The sequence below is a fragment of the Fischerella thermalis PCC 7521 genome (assembly GCF_000317225.1).
Taxonomy (GTDB): Bacteria; Cyanobacteriota; Cyanobacteriia; order Cyanobacteriales; family Nostocaceae; genus Fischerella; species Fischerella thermalis.
Genome location: NZ_AJLL01000070.1, coordinates 75,936 through 93,089, shown reverse-complemented (window position 1 = coordinate 93,089; position 17,154 = coordinate 75,936). Strand labels below are relative to the sequence as shown.

General features: G+C 39.1%; 13 protein-coding genes and 1 pseudogene. 13 read left to right on the top strand and 1 reads right to left on the bottom strand.

What is annotated here, in order from left to right:
• Window positions 1-191: 191 nt before the first annotated feature.
• Window positions 192-344, bottom strand: coding sequence for a hypothetical protein (locus UYK_RS26570; RefSeq protein WP_162138645.1), 153 nt, complete (start codon window positions 342-344; stop codon window positions 192-194).
• A 1,136-nt stretch (window positions 345-1,480) separates the two neighbouring features.
• Here UYK_RS26570 and UYK_RS0115460 point away from each other — a divergent pair.
• From UYK_RS0115460 to UYK_RS0115400, 13 genes and pseudogenes are all read left to right on the top strand, one after another.
• Entirely contained in the window at window positions 1,481-2,644 is a 1,164-nt protein-coding gene (locus UYK_RS0115460) for an endo-1,4-beta-xylanase (protein ID WP_009454750.1), read from the top strand.
• Between the two features lie 80 nt (window positions 2,645-2,724).
• On the top strand, window positions 2,725-3,483 hold the full coding sequence (locus tag UYK_RS0115455) for a WecB/TagA/CpsF family glycosyltransferase (protein ID WP_009454749.1): 759 nt from the start codon (window positions 2,725-2,727) through the stop codon (window positions 3,481-3,483).
• A 73-nt stretch (window positions 3,484-3,556) separates the two neighbouring features.
• On the top strand, window positions 3,557-4,984 hold the full coding sequence (locus UYK_RS0115450; RefSeq protein WP_009454748.1) for a sugar transferase: 1,428 nt from the start codon (window positions 3,557-3,559) through the stop codon (window positions 4,982-4,984).
• 318 nt (window positions 4,985-5,302) lie between these two features.
• Window positions 5,303-6,583 (top strand): annotated as a pseudogene (locus UYK_RS27805) (GumC family protein); the annotation flags it as partial.
• A 252-nt stretch (window positions 6,584-6,835) separates the two neighbouring features.
• Window positions 6,836-7,489, top strand: coding sequence for a CpsD/CapB family tyrosine-protein kinase (locus UYK_RS27800; RefSeq protein WP_420093616.1), 654 nt, complete (start codon window positions 6,836-6,838; stop codon window positions 7,487-7,489).
• 86 nt (window positions 7,490-7,575) lie between these two features.
• A complete protein-coding gene (locus UYK_RS0115440) occupies window positions 7,576-8,532 on the top strand; it encodes a class I SAM-dependent methyltransferase (protein ID WP_009454746.1) in 957 nt (318 codons plus the stop codon).
• Window positions 8,533-8,556: 24 nt separating this feature from the next.
• Entirely contained in the window at window positions 8,557-9,114 is a 558-nt protein-coding gene (locus tag UYK_RS0115435) for a serine O-acetyltransferase (protein WP_009454745.1), read from the top strand.
• A gap of 238 nt (window positions 9,115-9,352) precedes the next feature.
• A complete protein-coding gene (locus tag UYK_RS0115430; RefSeq protein WP_016871717.1) occupies window positions 9,353-10,564 on the top strand; it encodes a glycosyltransferase family 2 protein in 1,212 nt (403 codons plus the stop codon).
• 155 nt (window positions 10,565-10,719) lie between these two features.
• Window positions 10,720-12,153 (top strand): O-antigen ligase family protein, encoded by a 1,434-nt coding sequence (locus UYK_RS0115420; protein ID WP_235182338.1) that lies wholly within the window; start codon window positions 10,720-10,722, stop codon window positions 12,151-12,153.
• Window positions 12,154-12,273: 120 nt separating this feature from the next.
• Window positions 12,274-13,269, top strand: a complete 996-nt coding sequence (locus UYK_RS0115415; protein ID WP_016871715.1) for a glycosyltransferase family 2 protein — start codon at window positions 12,274-12,276, stop codon at window positions 13,267-13,269.
• On the top strand, window positions 13,269-14,477 hold the full coding sequence (locus UYK_RS0115410) for a Gfo/Idh/MocA family protein (protein ID WP_009454741.1): 1,209 nt from the start codon (window positions 13,269-13,271) through the stop codon (window positions 14,475-14,477). The genes UYK_RS0115415 and UYK_RS0115410 overlap by 1 nt, the downstream gene beginning before the upstream one ends.
• A 298-nt stretch (window positions 14,478-14,775) precedes the next feature.
• The gene (locus tag UYK_RS0115405) at window positions 14,776-15,789 is read left to right on the top strand and encodes an NAD-dependent epimerase/dehydratase family protein (RefSeq protein WP_009454740.1); all 1,014 of its coding nucleotides are present in this window, start codon (window positions 14,776-14,778) and stop codon (window positions 15,787-15,789) included.
• A 66-nt stretch (window positions 15,790-15,855) separates the two neighbouring features.
• A complete protein-coding gene (locus UYK_RS0115400; protein ID WP_009454739.1) occupies window positions 15,856-17,145 on the top strand; it encodes a glycosyltransferase in 1,290 nt (429 codons plus the stop codon).
• Window positions 17,146-17,154 lie beyond the last annotated feature (9 nt).

Here is a 17,154-nt window from a genome sequence, read left to right as displayed (position 1 = left end):
GTTCAAGAATCCATCCCGATTTTATGCAACGCCCAGGGAGCTTGTGTGCAATAACTGCAATGAATTAGCGATAAACAGGGGAGAAGGCTGGAAAAAAGCTTTAGCAAGCAATTTATCTCACTCATTAGCTTTTGTAGTTGATATTTTCCAGATAAACTTTAATTTTTAGAATATATTGCATTGATATATTTTTAATTGGGCGTTGCATAAAATGGGGATGTAGACGCGTAGCGGCTTCCCGCAGGGTATAATGAACCGCCATAGACGCGTAGCGGCTTCCCGCAGGGTAGATGCCAAGAACGCCAAGAATTGAGTTTTTCAATTAAAAGAGAAAATAAAATCATCCCGCAAATATGCAACGCCTATTTTTAATTGTAATTTTCTATATTTTTCATGTGCAGACATTGATAAAAGCTACTTAAATTACTTACTGATTTTGATTATTTGCAATGTTTTATTGTCAAACTTATATTTGATGCATGTATCAATATTTATCTTGACAATACTTTACTTGGTTTATGGTAAATATGATTCGCAAAGTAAAAATTATTCAATGGAATCATCATTATCAGCAATGATTTAATCAATCAAAGCAAATTTTCGCTAGTTATGATGAAAAATGACTACTTGAAATAAATAAGAACATTACTGTAATATTGTTGCATGATATGGATAGCTTTTAGAAAACCATCGGAAAAGCAAAAATGCTTTGTAGCAGCAACTAAATCACAGCATTTTTGGCTTTAAAAGCTAGTCAATAACTAAGTTTTTGTTTTACTTCTTTTGACAATTGCAAATTTAAGATTGGTTCCAAGTATCTCATCTATGAAGCACAAAATCATATAATATTTGCTTGGAGATCTGATAGTAAACTTGATTAGTTTGCTAATCTACCAATGGATACATTTGTGTATTTATAGTGTAGATGACTACAACAATCATTTCTTTTTATTTCTAAGGATGTAGCTGACAGTGACTTAATTATTTGTATAGTCTTAGAATGGTAATCTCAGAAATAAGTTGCCAGATTGATTACCTGATTTTATATCAATTAAAATTCATCAAAATATGACTATAGCAATTGATTTGGACTTAGATGGTCTTATTGATCTCAGTTCAGTCAACATGACCTGCTTATTATCTATTTGCTAATAAGTAGTTTGCTTGACAGGATAAAAGTATCTAATTGTAAAAAAACAATGTTAATTAGTATCTATCTAAAGTTTAATTGACTCCATTAGAAGAATTTTTAATATTGAATAACATCATATAAAACTAATTGATTATGATCTAAAGCATGGGCATTGTTAAAAAATAACCAATGATCACTAATTATCAATTCCAAAGGATAATATAAGTTCTTAAGCGGACATGATATAAGCTAGAAAACGAATGTAAAAATCAGCTAAAAAAAGCATATTAGGCATTTTATCCGACTATATGTGCATTTTTCTATAAAAGTCCCTTGTCTAGTCTATATATGTTCAAAAAAATGTCATTAGGCAGACGTTATTTTTTGTATGCTAGCCTATCAATTTTGACAGGAGCAAGCGCAGTTAGTATCGGAGAAAATAGAAATTTCATTTACAGTCAAGCGCTTGATAATTCAAACAAGGACTTCAAAGTAGCTGGAAAAAAATCTTTGAAAGCTCGTGCAGCGGCCAAGGGATTAATTTATGGAGCCGCCGCTGTCAAAGATTATTTGGTGTCAAATACAAATTTAAAGACCAGCTTTGTTAGAGAGTGCAATATGCTGGTTCCAGATTATCAACTTAAGTGGGATAGTATACGACCTCATCCCAAAAAATTTGATTTTACTAAATCAGATTGGTTAGCTCAATTTGCACAGCGTCATGGCATGTTTTTTCGCGGACATACCTTAGTTTGGCATCAAGCTTTACCTGTGTGGTTTAAGGAAGTAGCTAACCGCAAAAATGCAGAAAGCTTGTTGTTGGAACATATTACAACTGTGACTAAGCACTATGGAGGGAAAATACACTCTTGGGATGTAGTGAACGAGGCTATAGAAATAGATGATGGACGAACTGACGGGTTACGAAAAACGCCTTGGCTAGAGTTTTTAGGTGCAGATTACATCGAGCTTGCTTTTCGGACGGCGGCGGCTTGTGACCCCAAAGCCATGTTGGTCTATAACGACTATGGACTAGAGTATGACAGCTACCAAGATGGAGCCAAAAGAACCGCTGTTCTCAAACTTTTAGAGCGATTGAAATCTAGAGGAACACCGATTCATGCTTTGGGTATACAATCGCATCTCATGGGTCACATACCAGGCTTTAATGCTAAAAAATTGCGGAGTTTTCTTGCAGATGTGGCTAGTCTTGGTCTCAAAATTCTGATTACTGAACTAGATGTGGTAGATCAGGAATTAACTTCAGATCCGATCGCACGCGATCGCATTATCGCAGGTCTTTATGAAGACTATTTGAATATTGTCTTAGATGAACGAGCAGTCATTGCAGTTTTAACTTGGGGATTGAGCGACAAATACACTTGGGTATCAAGTTTTTATCCCCGTTCAGATAAATCACCAGTCCGTCCTTTACCTTTGGACTCAAACATGAAATATAAACTGGCTTGGAATGCTATCGCCAGAGCATTTGATCACGCTCCAAAACGATAATCAATTTTTTATTCCAAAAACTACTTCCTATCTACTCAAGTATGTGAAGCATACTTGACAATCTTAATCCAGGGTGAACCATGAAGATCAATATTTGTGGTGTAGAAATTGATCAACTTTGTTTTAATGAAGTTGTTGAAAAGATAGTCGAACACGTATTAGTAGGTAAAGAACCAAAATATGTTGTTACCCCTAATGCACAACATATTGTACTACTACAAAACAATGCTCGTTTTCGTGAATACTATCGTCAAGCTTTTTTAGTAGTACCAGATGGAGTTTCCCTATTGTGGGCAGCGAAATTTTTGCAATCATCACTCAAGGGTCGGGTAAATGGCACAGATTTGTTTGAGAAATTATGTGCGATCGCAGCTGAAAAACAGTTAAAAATCTTTTTATTAGGAGGACGTCCTGGAGCATCTGTCAAAGCAAAAGAAGTTCTAGAAAAAAGGCATCCCAATCTCCAAATAGTCGGCACATATTGTCCCCCCTATGGTTTTGAATCACAGCCAGAAGAACTAGCAATTATTAACTCTAAAATTAGAGAAGCAAAACCAGATATTCTTTTTGTTGGTTTGGGTTCTCCCAAGCAAGAATACTGGATTTATGACAATTACAAAACTTTAAATGTACCAATTTCCATTGGTATTGGAGTGAGCTTTGAACTAGTCAGTAGTATGGTGAAACGAGCGCCGTTATGGATGCAAAAATCTGGCTTAGAATGGTTCTTCCGGTTACTAGTGGAACCCCAACGCTTATGGAAACGCTATATCATTGGTAATCCTTTGTTTGTTTGGTTAGTACTAAAACAACGTATAGGAGTTTCCAAATTTGAATAAAGATTTAATGTAGCATGGCTCTGTTTTTCGTGGGAATTTCTAAAATTACCAAAATATCGAGGTTGTCAAAATTATGACTACTAATACTCTCACAGTCACTACTTTTAAACCGGATTTGAGGTCAGCTAAAGGTACTACCATACAACGAGGATTAAAAATTAGGATACTGCGAGTAGTAACCTTAATTTTCTTAGATGTTATTGCTTTGACTTCTGCATGGACATTAGCAGCATATTACGGAACAAGTATAGAATATCTGTGGGCAGAACAAATCCCTTTACTCATGTTCATGTTAGTAACTGCAATCAGTGTCATAGCAGTTAAAGGACTTTATAAACCTGGAAAAGAGCGCCGTAATTATTTTGGTTTGATTCAAGCAGTATCACTAGCAGAAATTTTACTATTATTCATAGCCTTTCTTTACGAACCAGAAAGTTATGTTTCACGCTCTACTTTTTTGATATTTTGGTTTTGTTCTGTAGTGTTTGTTTGTTGCGATCGCTTCATATTTGATGTTGCGACAAAACAACTTCGTTGTCAGGGAGCGATTCGTCATTCAGTTTTTCTGATTACTGACAGCCAAGACCAAAAAAATCATATAAAGTTAATTGAACAAGAAAATTGCTACACAGTACAGGGAATTGCTGATCCTAGCTGTCTAGATTTGGTTAATCGAGAAGCGACTTTTGAGCATCTTCGCAAACAAGGTATAACAGAAGCATTTGTTTCTTGGAATGCTATCAAAAATCGTTTATATGTTTGCTGGCACTTTCAGACTGCTGGCATTATTTTACGAATTCTACCAATGGAAACTGATGTTTGCTATCCCAAATCAGTATTTTGGATGCTGGGTGAAGTACCTTGTATGACAATTCCAGCACCAATTATCGCAGGTAGTGATTTTTGGATCAAAAGGTGTTTTGACCTGAGTTGTTCAATCTTAGTGTTATTATTGTTATCTCCTATCTACCTAGCAATAGCCATACTCATTAAATTAGACTCCCCAGGGCCAGTATTCTTCCGCCAAAATCGAGTCGGATTGCACGGAAAGAACTTTAAAATTTGGAAATTCCGGACAATGGTTAATAATGCAGAAAAACTGCAAGCATCTCTTGAAACCAACAATGAAATCAAAGACGGTGTTCTCTTTAAGATCAAAAATGATCCTCGGGTTACACGGATAGGTAAGTTTTTGCGCCTTTATAGTTTAGATGAATTGCCACAAATATTAAATGTTTTAGTTGGGGAAATGAGCTTGGTAGGTCCTCGTCCTCTTCCTAGTAGAGATGTCGAAAGATTTAAAACCAAGCACTTTATTCGCCAAGAAGTTTTGCCTGGTATCACCGGATTATGGCAAGTTTCTGGTCGTTCTGATATTGACAACTTTGAAGATGGGGTGAAATTAGATATCACTTACATTGAGAATTGGTCACTCTGGCTCGATTTGAAAATTTTGCTAGAAACCGTGAGAGTCGTGCTGCAAAAAACAGGTGCTTATTAATTAAAAGACAGAGGACAGAAGATTTCAAAAATTTAGACTAATAATTCGTCCTCTGCCTTCTGACACTGAGTTCCAAGAATATCCGTATTATAAAATCACGTAAGACTGTTAATTAAAACTATGGCAACAATCATGTTTTCAGAATAGTAGGCGCGCAAGCAGCTTCCCGTAGGGTACACAGATACGCAGCGATAATCTATCTGTGTTCATCGGTGTGTATCTGTGTTCGTTAATCAAATAAAACTCTAGACAATTACCAATAATACCAATTTTCAATTTTCCGCATGTGTATACAACCACCACAAGGAAACTTGTTGTATGGAGAATAATAGCTACACACAAGCAACAGAAATTCAACAGTACTTGCTTATTCTCAAACGCCGTTGGCGATTGATAACAACAATCATTCTTGCTTCCATTGGCTTATCAGGTTCAGCTTTATTCATGCAAAAACCTGAATATCAAGCAGATGGTATACTACTTTTCAAATCAGACCGCACATCATCACTCACCAAAGTAGGAGAAAAAATAGGTGATTTAGAAGCCTTGATGCGCGAGGGTAATCCTCTAGAAACCCAAGCCGTAATTGTCAATTCTCATCCAATGTTACAAGAGGTTATTACTGCTTTACAGTTAAAAGATGACCAAGGAAAACTAATTGATCCAGAATTACTCAAAGTCAACGTCAAACCAATTGTAGGAACAGATGTCCTTAGAGTTTCTTACGCCTCAAATGATCGTGAATTAGCAGCAGCTGTAGTCAATCAGTTAATGAAGTCTTATGTAGAGAATAACATTCAAACTAACCGCGCCCAAGTCTCTGCTGCGGGTGAATTTATTAAAGAGCAACTACCTGCTTCTCGGCAAGAATTAGAACGTGCAGCCGAAGCGTTACGTCAGTTTAAAATCCAAAACAAGGTGATTCAGCTTGCAGAAGAATCAACCGCAGCTATTGATATTATTTCCAAACTTGATCAAGAAATAAATCAAGTTAAGGCTGCCTTAGCAGATGTGAGCGCCCAAGAACAACAGATAGCCAGTCAACTAAATGTGAGTGAAAATCAGGCAGTTACAGTTACTTCCTTGAGTCAAATACCTGGTGTTCAAGAAGTTTTGACTGAGTTGCAAAAAGTTCAAACCAAATTAGCAAATGCACGAGCAATTTATACTGAGGTACATCCAACGATTACTGACCTAAAAAATCAACAAGCCACTCTCAATTCTTTATTACAACAACGGACTCAGGAATATTCAGGAATTCCAATAGTTTCTCCAGGTAAATTGCAAATAGGTAAGATTCGGGAAGAACTGACTGATAAATATGTGGAGTTCAAGGCAGAACGACAGGGATTAGAGAAAAAAATCCGAACTTTGTCTAATATCCGAGCGAATTATCAACAACAATTGGCTATGATGCCAAGCTTAGAGAAAAAGCAACAAGCTTTAGAGCGTAGATTAGAAGCTGCTAAAACTGGCTATGAAAATCTTGTTACCAGACTACAGGAAATTCAGGTAGCAGAAAAGCAGACTATTGGAAATGCCAGAATTGTCCAACCAGCACAGATTCCGAAAAAGCCAGTGATCTCCAAAACGAAAATACTGTTAGCAGGTGGCAGTATATTTGCGGGCGTATTACTGAGTATTGCTGCTGCATTTTTTGTAGACTTAATCGACAGATCATTGAAAACAGTCAAGGAAACCGAAACATTTTTTGGTTACACATTGTTGGGTTTAATTCCCAAATATAAACTGAATAATTCTGTTAGTGGTGTCCAAGAGATAGAAACTGGTGTTTATCCTCAAGTTATCACCACTACTTCACCTCGCACAGTAGTTCATGAAGCTTACCAAATGCTTCAGGCAAACCTGAAATTTATTAGCCATCGAAAAGTTCGCAAAATAGTAGTCACAAGTTCTGTAACTGCCGAAGGAAAATCAGAAGTTTCTGCCAATTTAGCTGCGGTTATCGCTCAATCAGGTAAGCGAGTTCTACTAGTTGATGCAGATATGCGTAAACCAACGCAACATCATTTATGGGGTTTAATCAACTCGGTGGGTTTAAGCCACCTCCTTGTTGATCAAGGAGTTTTTTCCCAAGCTGTGCAAAAAGTTACAGAGTTTTTAGCTGTGCTGACTGCTGGAGTTATACCTCCTAACCCCTTGGCTCTCATTGATTCTGAAGGAATGACTTCTTTGGTAGATATTTTTGCTGAAAACTATGATTATGTGATATTTGACACTCCACCTCTTGCAGGAATTGCAGATGCCGCAGTTTTAGGAAAAATGGCAGACGGGATTTTGCTGGTAACTCGCCCTGGGGTTTTAGATGCACCTAGTGCTGCTGCTGCTAAGTCTCTACTAGAACGTTCTGAGGCAAATGTTTTGGGAATAGTTGCTAATGCAGTTAACGCCAAGCAGGAACCTAGCAGTTACTTTTATTATTCCAACCTCCGGGATAGAAATAGTACCGCAGACTTGGAGAGAGTACCACAACAACTGAAATAGGAATTTGATTGCAGATAAAAAAGACTAGACAAAGGGTGGCTTCCGAGAGAAACAAACTATATTTTTCCAATCGGAACTTTATCAACATGACCACAAACAAGAACCGTTTAGAACAGTTTTCTAACGAAAAGCTTGTATTTAGAGAGCGATCGCATTGTATCAGTTGTGGTTCCTCCAATCTTCATCCCTTGTGGCAGGGAAAATTTACTGATGAACCTACTCGTTCTTTTCTTAACAGATGTCACTATAGCAAAGATTTAGTGCCGTTGCTGGTAGAAGAAACCTTTTCTTTGGTGCGTTGTGAAACTTGTGGCATGATTTTCCATCAACGGATTCTCACACCCCAAGGATTAAATAAGCTGTATGACGAGTGGATTAATGATGCCCAAATCGAACATATGGAAGCACACTATCAAATAACTAACAAACGAGATACTCTGTTTGAACGTGGGCGACAATCTATCAAGCATCTGTTGCGCGTCAAAAAACTAGTAGAACCACATACAACAGAACAATTTCGCATTCTAGACTATGGTTGTGGTGATGGATACTTCCTCTGTTTAGCAAAGTTTTTTGGTTTTGATGTCTATGGAATAGATTTCAGCAGAAGGCGTAGCGAACGAGCTGCAAAAATGGGTATCTCTGTTTTCAACAATTTGGAAGCTCTAGAATCTGCTCAGATCAATAAAGTACATGCTGTGGCACTGTTTCAAGTATTAGAACATCTCGAAGACCCACTGGCAACCTTACGCAAAATAGCAACCACAATTGCTGACAAAGGAATTTTAATCGTCGAAGTTCCTGACTGTCGAGGAATTAGTCAACCTCAAAATTTTGCAGAATTTCATGCTGTTCACCCCCTTGAACATATCAATGCTTTTACCCCTGTGACATTGAAAAAAATGTGTGAACAAGCTGGATTTATTGCTACACAACGCATCCCCGCTCATGTCACAACTAGTTTCTTGCATATCCTCCGCACCGAAATTAGTCGCTTCATACAACCCAATCGCACAGCCCTCTATTTTCAACTTCCACATTGAGAACAATTACCAATTACCCAAACAATGAGTGTTCAAGTAGACTGGATAGCCAATAAACAACCAGCAGAAGACTCGAATTTAAGTCTCTGGCAACAAATCAAAGAAGACTGGATAGCCCACGGGCGTGATTGGACTCTACCTGGGTTCCGCAGTGTAGCTGTTCATCGCTTTGGAGTTTGGCGTAAGAAAATCAAACCCAAACTCTTACAAATACCTTTTAGCATTCTCTATCTCATGCTATATCGCAGAATTCGCAATCACTACGGAATTGAACTACTTTACACAGTCAAGCTTGGTCGTCGTGTGGTTATTCACCATCAAGGAACAATCATCATCAACGCCTACGCCTCCATTGATGATGACTGCCAAATTTGTCAAGGAGTTACTCTCGGAAGTCGTTACCCAGATCGTCCCTATGATGCGCCTAGATTAGGTAAAGGAGTTGAAGTTGGCGCTGGTGCAAAAATATTAGGCAATGTCACCATTGGCGATTATGCCAGAATCGGTGCTAATGCTGTGGTTTTATGCGATGTCCCAGCAGGAGCAACAGCAGTTGGTATTCCGGCAAAGATTATTAAGTAGAAGGCAATAGGGCAGAAGGGGAAAGGATTTTTCAATTTTTTTAACCCTTTCCCCCGGCTTATGCAACAAGTAATAACCCGCCTGCGATTCAAATCGCAGGCTGATAGCGAAAGTCTTCTAAAGAAGACTAGATAGGAAGTTCACTCCATTAAAATGGAGTTGAGCTATTAGCCGCTGAAGTTGAGTTCTGGGCAGGATTTTAGGCTTACTCGATATCACTAATAGAGGTAGCAGTGCCATGTCAATTAGTCAGTTTTTGGCTTTGTTTGGTGGTGTTTTTCTGTTAATCAGCACTTTAGTTTTATTGATTATCTGCCTATTTTTTCTAGTTGAATGTACTGCTGCTTTGTTACCAATCGCCTCTTGGCATCGCACACATCAATGGCAAGATACTCAAGTTACTGTGTTAGTGCCAGCACATAATGAAGAAGTTGTGATTCGTTCGACGCTGGAAAAACTCATACCTGCGTTGAAAGCACAAGACCGTTTGATTGTGATTGCTGACAATTGCAGTGATGCGACAGCTGAGATTGCGCGTAGTGAAGGTGCTATGGTGATTGAACGCCATGACTCCATCTGTAAAGGTAAAGGATACGCTCTAGACTACGGCTTACAGTTTATAGAGTCTGAACCACCAGACGTAGTTGTGATTATTGATGCTGATTGTACAGTGTATCCGGGTGCGATCGCTCAACTGAGTGAATATGCGATCGCCACAAATCGACCAGTACAAGCTACTTATTTAATGCTGAGACAGAAAAACTCTCAGTCATCGAAAGACCTTGTTTCCCAATTTTCGATCATCATCAAAAACTTAGTTCGTCCTTTGGGTTCAACTCGCTTAGGAATGCCTTGCTTGTTGTATGGTACAGGTATGGCTTTCCCTTGGTCAGTTATTCGCTCAGTCAATTTAGCAAGTGGTCACATTGTCGAAGACTTAAAACTAGGCTTAGATTTGGCGATCGCAGGACACAAACCACTATTTTGTCCAGAAGCAAAAGTTACTGGCTATTTACCACAGCAGTTACAAGCAGCCAAAACTCAAAGAACTCGCTGGGAACACGGTCATTTGCAAATTATGCAGACTTACGTTCCCCGTTTGCTGCAACAAGTAGTCAATCAAAAAAGGCTAGATTTGTTGGTAACTACTCTAGATTTATGCGTACCGCCTCTATCTCTGCTAGTTATGATTTGGTCAGTATTGATGACCTTTTCTCTACTTTTTGGCGTACTTACAGGAGTATGGATACCAGTAATCGTCGTTATCTGTTCTGGATTGTGTGTCTTGATGTCAATCTTTATAGCTTGGAGTAAATTCGCCTATCAAGATTTACCTTTACACGAGCTTTTAACGATTCCTGTCTATATTTTTTGGAAGCTTCCTGTGTATTTTAATTTTTTAGTTCAGCCTCAAAGCCTGTGGATTCGCACTGAAAGAGACAAAACATAAGTAAGTTTAAAAACCTCACCCCCTACCCCTCTCCGCGAGTTCGGAGAGGGGTGCCGAAGGCGGGGTGAGGTTAAACAGGAATTAAAATTAATCATACGAACTCAATGTTGTAAATATACATATAACCAAATTTATCTTTCTTTGGATAAGACTAAATGATATCAAGTCCGGCTAATTGCTTACTAGATAAAGCTTGGGCATTAGGCATTGGAAAATTATCAGTATCTTCATTACCCATTACCCATTACCAATTACCGACCTCAACGAACATACAAGTGTTTAAGCAAAATGATATGAATCATCAAAAAATTATCGTTAATTATCTCAAATTCGCCGAGAAAGGGTTGTTTATTTTAGGCTTAAGTTTTTTTTCAGGGATATTTAGTCCCGAATCAATGGGTACAATTCTACCGGAAATCTTTGTCTCATTTATCAGATTCTCGCTTTGGGGGATATTTACCTTTCTAATTGTTCTGGTTTGGCAGGATGCGATCGCGATCATCAATCGTAACAAAATTCTTTTTATATTATCGGTATTAGCTTATTTTTCATTTATCTGGTCAGAGCTTCCAGACTATACCTTACTTAATGCTAGAGATATCTGGATGATGACCACTTTTGCTTTATATTTTGCTATCAGATTTAGCTTTAAAGAGCAAATCAAAATTATTACCTATACTCTATTAATAGGTATGTTTATGAGCTTCATTTTTGTATATGCATTTCCTGGTATTGGTAGACACTGGGTAGATCATCCAGGAGCCTGGAAAGGGGTATACGGACATAAAAATTATCTTGGTAGCTTAATGGTTTTAAGTTCATTAGCTTTTTTATCTTTATCTAAAGATAGCTTACTAATATACAGATGGGGTGGATTTGCTTTATCTTTATTTTTTATATTGTTATCAACTTCTAGAACTTCTTTAGTTCTTTGTTTTCTACTTTTATCAATCATTAGTTTCTATAAAAATTTTCGTTGGCAAGGGAAAGTCAGTGTTATTTTTCTTGACCTGACAATTCTATTTTTAGGATGTATTTCTTTACTAGTTTTTACTTATTGGGTAGAACTAATTACTGGTTTAGGCAGAGATCCAACTATCACAGGCAGGACAATTATTTGGGAGGTGGCATTAAATCGATTAATGGAAAGACCATTTTTAGGTTATGGACGTGGTGCATTTTGGGCTCCTAAAAGTAATTACGCATTTGAAGCAACCCAAGCAATTGGTACTGGCTGGGTTCCACCTCACGGTCATAATGGCTTTATTGATACGGCACTTGATATTGGGTTAATTGGTTTATTGTTATTTTTCATTTGTTATTTCAGGACTTTCGCTAAAGCTCTAAAGTTTGGATATGCTAGTAATAAACCTGAAGAAATTTGGCCTTTAGCGTATTTGATATTTTTGATTATTAATAATATAACAGAAAGTTGTTTATTGTATCAACCTAATATTTATTGGGTTTTGTTTATTACCATCGCTTTTACTCTTAGTAACAAAAGTCATTATCACACATTAGGGTTTCAGCCTCCGCAATCAGCTTTATTGAAACAATCGCAAAAGAAACGAAAATTGATAACATCCTAAATATTTGATAAAACGCAGAGGATCGCAGAGGTTGCGAAAAGGAACGCAGAGTGTGTGTTTTGACTCTTGGCGCTCTTGGCGTCTATGGCGGTTCATTAATTAATTATAGGAGGTACAAATTTGCATTTAATTGGAGTTGTTGTCATTGGACGTAACGAAGGAAAACGTCTTCATCAATGCTTACTATCAGTCATCGCAAAAGGGACAACAGTGGTCTATGTTGATTCTGGATCAATAGATGCGAGTGTGGCGTTGGCTCATTTTCTTGGCGTTCATGTTGTGGAACTTGATTTATCTATTCCCTTTACCGCAGGTCGTGCTAGAAATGCTGGATTTGAGTATCTATTGCAAGTCAAGCCAGAAGTTGAATATGTGCAGTTTGTAGATGGAGATTGCTGGATTGTCGAGGGATGGTTAGAAACAGCAGCATCTGAATTAGAAACTCATCCAGAAGTTGTGGTGGTCTGCGGTCGCCGTCGGGAGGAATTTGCAGACAATTCTATCTACAACCGCCTGTTAGATATTGAATGGAATACTCCTGTAGGTGAGGCTAAAGCCTGCGGTGGTGATTCGATGATGAGAGTAGCAGCCTTTAAAAATGTAGGAGGTTTCAACCCATCCTTGATTGCAGGCGAAGAACCAGAACTGTGTGTGCGCCTGCGACAAGCTGGTGGTAAGATTCTACGTGTCGATGCAGACATGTCATGGCATGATGGGCAAATGACTCGTTTTGGTCAGTGGTGGAAACGCTCAGTTCGCAGTGGTTATGGTTATGCAGAAGGAGCTTGGCTACACGGTCGCAGTCCCGAACGGCATTGGCTAAAAGAAAGTTTGCGGATTTGGGTATGGAGTTTGGTTTTGCCTTTGTTGGCGATCGCTACTTTCTTCCCGACTCATGGGTTAAGTATACTGTTACTACTACTAGCCAATCTTTTCTCTGGCTACCGAGCATACAGGTATACAAGGTCTAGAGGTTTTGGTGCAAAAGATGCGATCACCTACGGCTTATTTTGTATCGTAGGTAAGTATCCTCAATTAGTTGGTCAGAGCCAATTTTACTTACTCAAGTTATTCAAACTACAGCCAACTATAGTCGAATACAAAGGAGCATTTTAATGCTGTTTAAAACTTTGACCAAAGCTGCTAATTTTGTCAGCAAACCGAGGGAAGCCAAGCTCGTGGATGAGCAACATCGAAAATCCATTGCGATTGTTGGCTGTGGCTATGTAGCAGATTATTACCTGAAAACACTTTCACTTCATCCGCAATTACGGATAGTAGGGGTAATGGATCGGATCAGTGAGCGTGCCTACAAATTAGCTGCATATTATGCTATTCCTCGTGTATACAGTTCCCTAACAGAACTTCTTGATGATAAAGAAGTTGATATCGTCTTAAATTTAACTAATCCCAGCAGTCACTACTCTGTTTCTCAAGCTTGTTTAGCAGCTGGTAAACACGTTTATTCTGAGAAACCTCTAGCAATGCAGATGTGGCAAGCTGAGGAATTAGTCAAATTAGCCCAACAGCAGGATTTATATCTTTCCTCAGCGCCATGCAGTTTATTAAGTGAAACAGCTCAGACAATTTGGAAAGCACTGCGAGAAAATCAGATTGGCACAGTCCGGCTTGTCTATGCTGAAATGGATGATGGACTAGTCCACCTCATGCCTTACAAAAGATGGGTGAGTGAATCTGGTACTCCTTGGCCTTATAAAGATGAGTTTGAAGTTGGTTGCACTTTAGAACACGCTGGCTACTATGTAACATGGCTGACTGCATTCTTTGGCCCTGCGCAATCAGTTACTGCTTTTTCATCTTGTCTAATTCCAGATAAACAAACTGATATACCATTAGATGTGAAAGCTCCAGACTTTTCTGTAGCTTGCATTAAGTTTGCCTCCGGTGTCGTTGCCAGATTAACTTGCAGTATTGTGGCGCCCCATGACCACTCTTTAAGGATTATTGGTGATACGGGTATACTTGGCATTCATGATTCCTGGTATTACGGAGCGCCAGTATACATCCGGCGCAGTATGAATATTCGTCGCAAGAGACTAGAAGGCGTTTGCAAGCAAAATTATCGCTTAGTGAAGCCTGCTCCCTACCTTGGGTATAAAGGCGCTCAGCGTATGGATTTTTGTCGAGGTGTGGCAGATATGGCAGCTGCAATGGTTGAAAAGCGACCTTGCCGATTGTCGCCTGAATTTTGTTTGCACAACAATGAAATTGTACTGGCGATTCAAAATTCCCTAGATACAGGTTCTGCTTATAAATTGACCACTACATTTGAGCCTATTAAACCAATGCCTTGGGCAAAGTAAATTTTTTGTATCTGCGCCAAAGTTTATGTTTGAAAAATCGTAGACGCACTTGACGCGGCTTCCCGTAGGGTACACAGTGCAAGGCGATAAATCATCGGTGTTTATCGGTGTTTATCGGTGTTCGCCTTCCCAAAAAATATTGGACTAATGAAATGACTTACAGCCACAAAAAGTCAATGAATAACGAACACAGATGCACACAGATACACACAGATAGATTATCGGTGTTCGTTATGCCAAATGGCTTGTGCAATTCACTTTCGACGTAAGCTTGAAAATATACTGAGGCTATGTGTGTATGAAATTACTGGTGACAGGAGCATCTGGTTTCCTTGGGCAGTATACTGTTGCTGAGGCACTGCGACGTGGGTTTCAGGTGCGCGCTGTTGTAAGACAAACAAGTAATGAAAATCTGCCTTGGTGTAATCATCCAGGATTGGAATTAGTACGCGTAGATTTACAGGAACAAAAGTTAGATAACATAGTTGCTGCATTGCAGGGTGTGAATGTGGTACTACATATAGCAGGAACTACAAAGGGTGACTTTGCTACTCAGTATGCCAGTAATGTGGTGGTGACAGAGAACTTACTGAAGGCCATGGTTGTATCCGGGGTGTTACGATTAGTGGCTATTAGTTCCTTTGCAGTTTTTGATTACCTGCGAATTAAGTCTGGTGAAACCATTACTGAAGATTCACCGATTGAGTGCGAACCTCCAGTACGGGATGTCTACGCCCAGACGAAGCTGATGCAAGAAGAGATTGTGCGTGATTTTGAGGCAAAATATTGTGGAAAGGTGACGATTCTCCGCCTTGGGATGATTTACGGGCGAGGACATTTGTGGAATGCTCTTGTTGGTGCTAAAGTTAGCGATCGCTTCTGGATTCGCATTGGTGCTAAGGCTGAAATGCCTCTGGTTTATGTAGAAAACTGTGCAGAAGCGATTGTCACAGCCGCCGAATGTGACGCGGCGATTGGTCAAACTCTGAATATCGTCGATAACGATTTGCCAACTCAGGATGTGTATGCACAGAAATTAGCAAAAATAATACCAAATTCACCTAGTACTATTACCATCAGCTGGACGGTAATGCGCCTTATGGCTCGTTCAATTTGCCTGTGTAACCAATTGCTTTTGGCCGGTAAGATACAACTACCTCACATTCTTATACCAGCAAGATTGCACGCCCGCTTCAAGCCTTTACACTATAGCAACACTCGCGCCCAGCAAGTATTGCACTGGAAACCAAAGTATTCATTGGTTACTGCCTTAGAACGTAGTTGTAGCGATGCTGGTTTGTTGCATGTCTAAGCTTCTTTTATTTCTGCGTTGTTTATATTTTTGCTAATAACTAAAAATCACTATGAGGTTGATTGTATGCGTATTGCTTACTTAACTGGAGAATACCCCAGGGCGACAGACACATATATCCAGAGAGAAGTCATAACCCTACGAGAAATGGGTGTGGATGTACACACATTCTCCGTTAGGCGCACAGATGATAGACATATGGTTGGACCAGAACAAAAACAAGAACGCGATCGCACCTTCTACATTCTCCCCCCAAACCCAATCCATTTACTTTTGGCACACCTGAGTTTACTGCTGGCTTCCCCTAAAAGATATCTCAAGGCTATCAAACTGGCATTCATAACCAGTCAGCCAGGGTTACGAGGCGGCTTATATCAATTTTTCTACTTCTTAGAAGCGGGTATTCTAGCTCAAGAAATTAAACAAAGACAAATTAACCATCTGCATAACCATATTGCGGAAGCTAGTGGTACTGTTGCCATGCTGTCTGCCCAAATGAGTGGTTTTACGTACAGTTTTACACTTCATGGCCCGTATATCTTCTTGCGTGCATATCAATGGCGGCTGGATGAAAAAATCAAGCGATCGCTATTTGTATGTTGTATAAGTTACTATGCTCGTAGTCAGGGCATGATTTTTGCACCTATTGAAAAGTGGAATCGAATGCATATTATTCATTGCGGTATTGATCCAGCATTGTTTGATATGGTTTCTCACAATGAATCAGGAAAACGCCTACTGTTTGTGGGTCGACTCGCAGAGGCGAAAGGTTTACCAATATTACTGGAGAGCTTAACTTTATTAAAACAAACTCATGCAGATATCATCTTAACAATTGTCGGTGATGGCCCAGACCGTCAAAAGTTGGAACAATTGACCATTGATTTGGAATTAACTCAAAACGTCAATTTTGTTGGCTATAAATCTCAGGCTGAGGTACGCAAATATTTTCAGCAAACAGATGTTTTTGTGATGTCTAGCTTTGCAGAAGGAATACCAGTAGTATTGATGGAAGCAATGGCAGCTGGTGTACCTGTGGTGGCTACCCAGATAGCAGGCATCAGTGAATTAGTAGAAAATGGCGTGAATGGCTACCTTGTTCCACCTGGTGAACCCAATATACTCGCAGAGTGTATAGAAAAATTACTGAGCAATCATTTACTTAGAGTAAAATTTAGCACGTTAGGTCGAGCCAAAGTAGAAACAGATTTTAACATCCACTATGAAGTTGCACGATTGTATCGTCTCATGAAAAGTGCTTTGAATGGACATGTAGAACCAATTCGTCCCTGTATTCCAGAAAATCTAGTTTCTTTGACTGCATGTGAAACAGTAACAACTTCTGTTTCAAGTTGATATAGATGT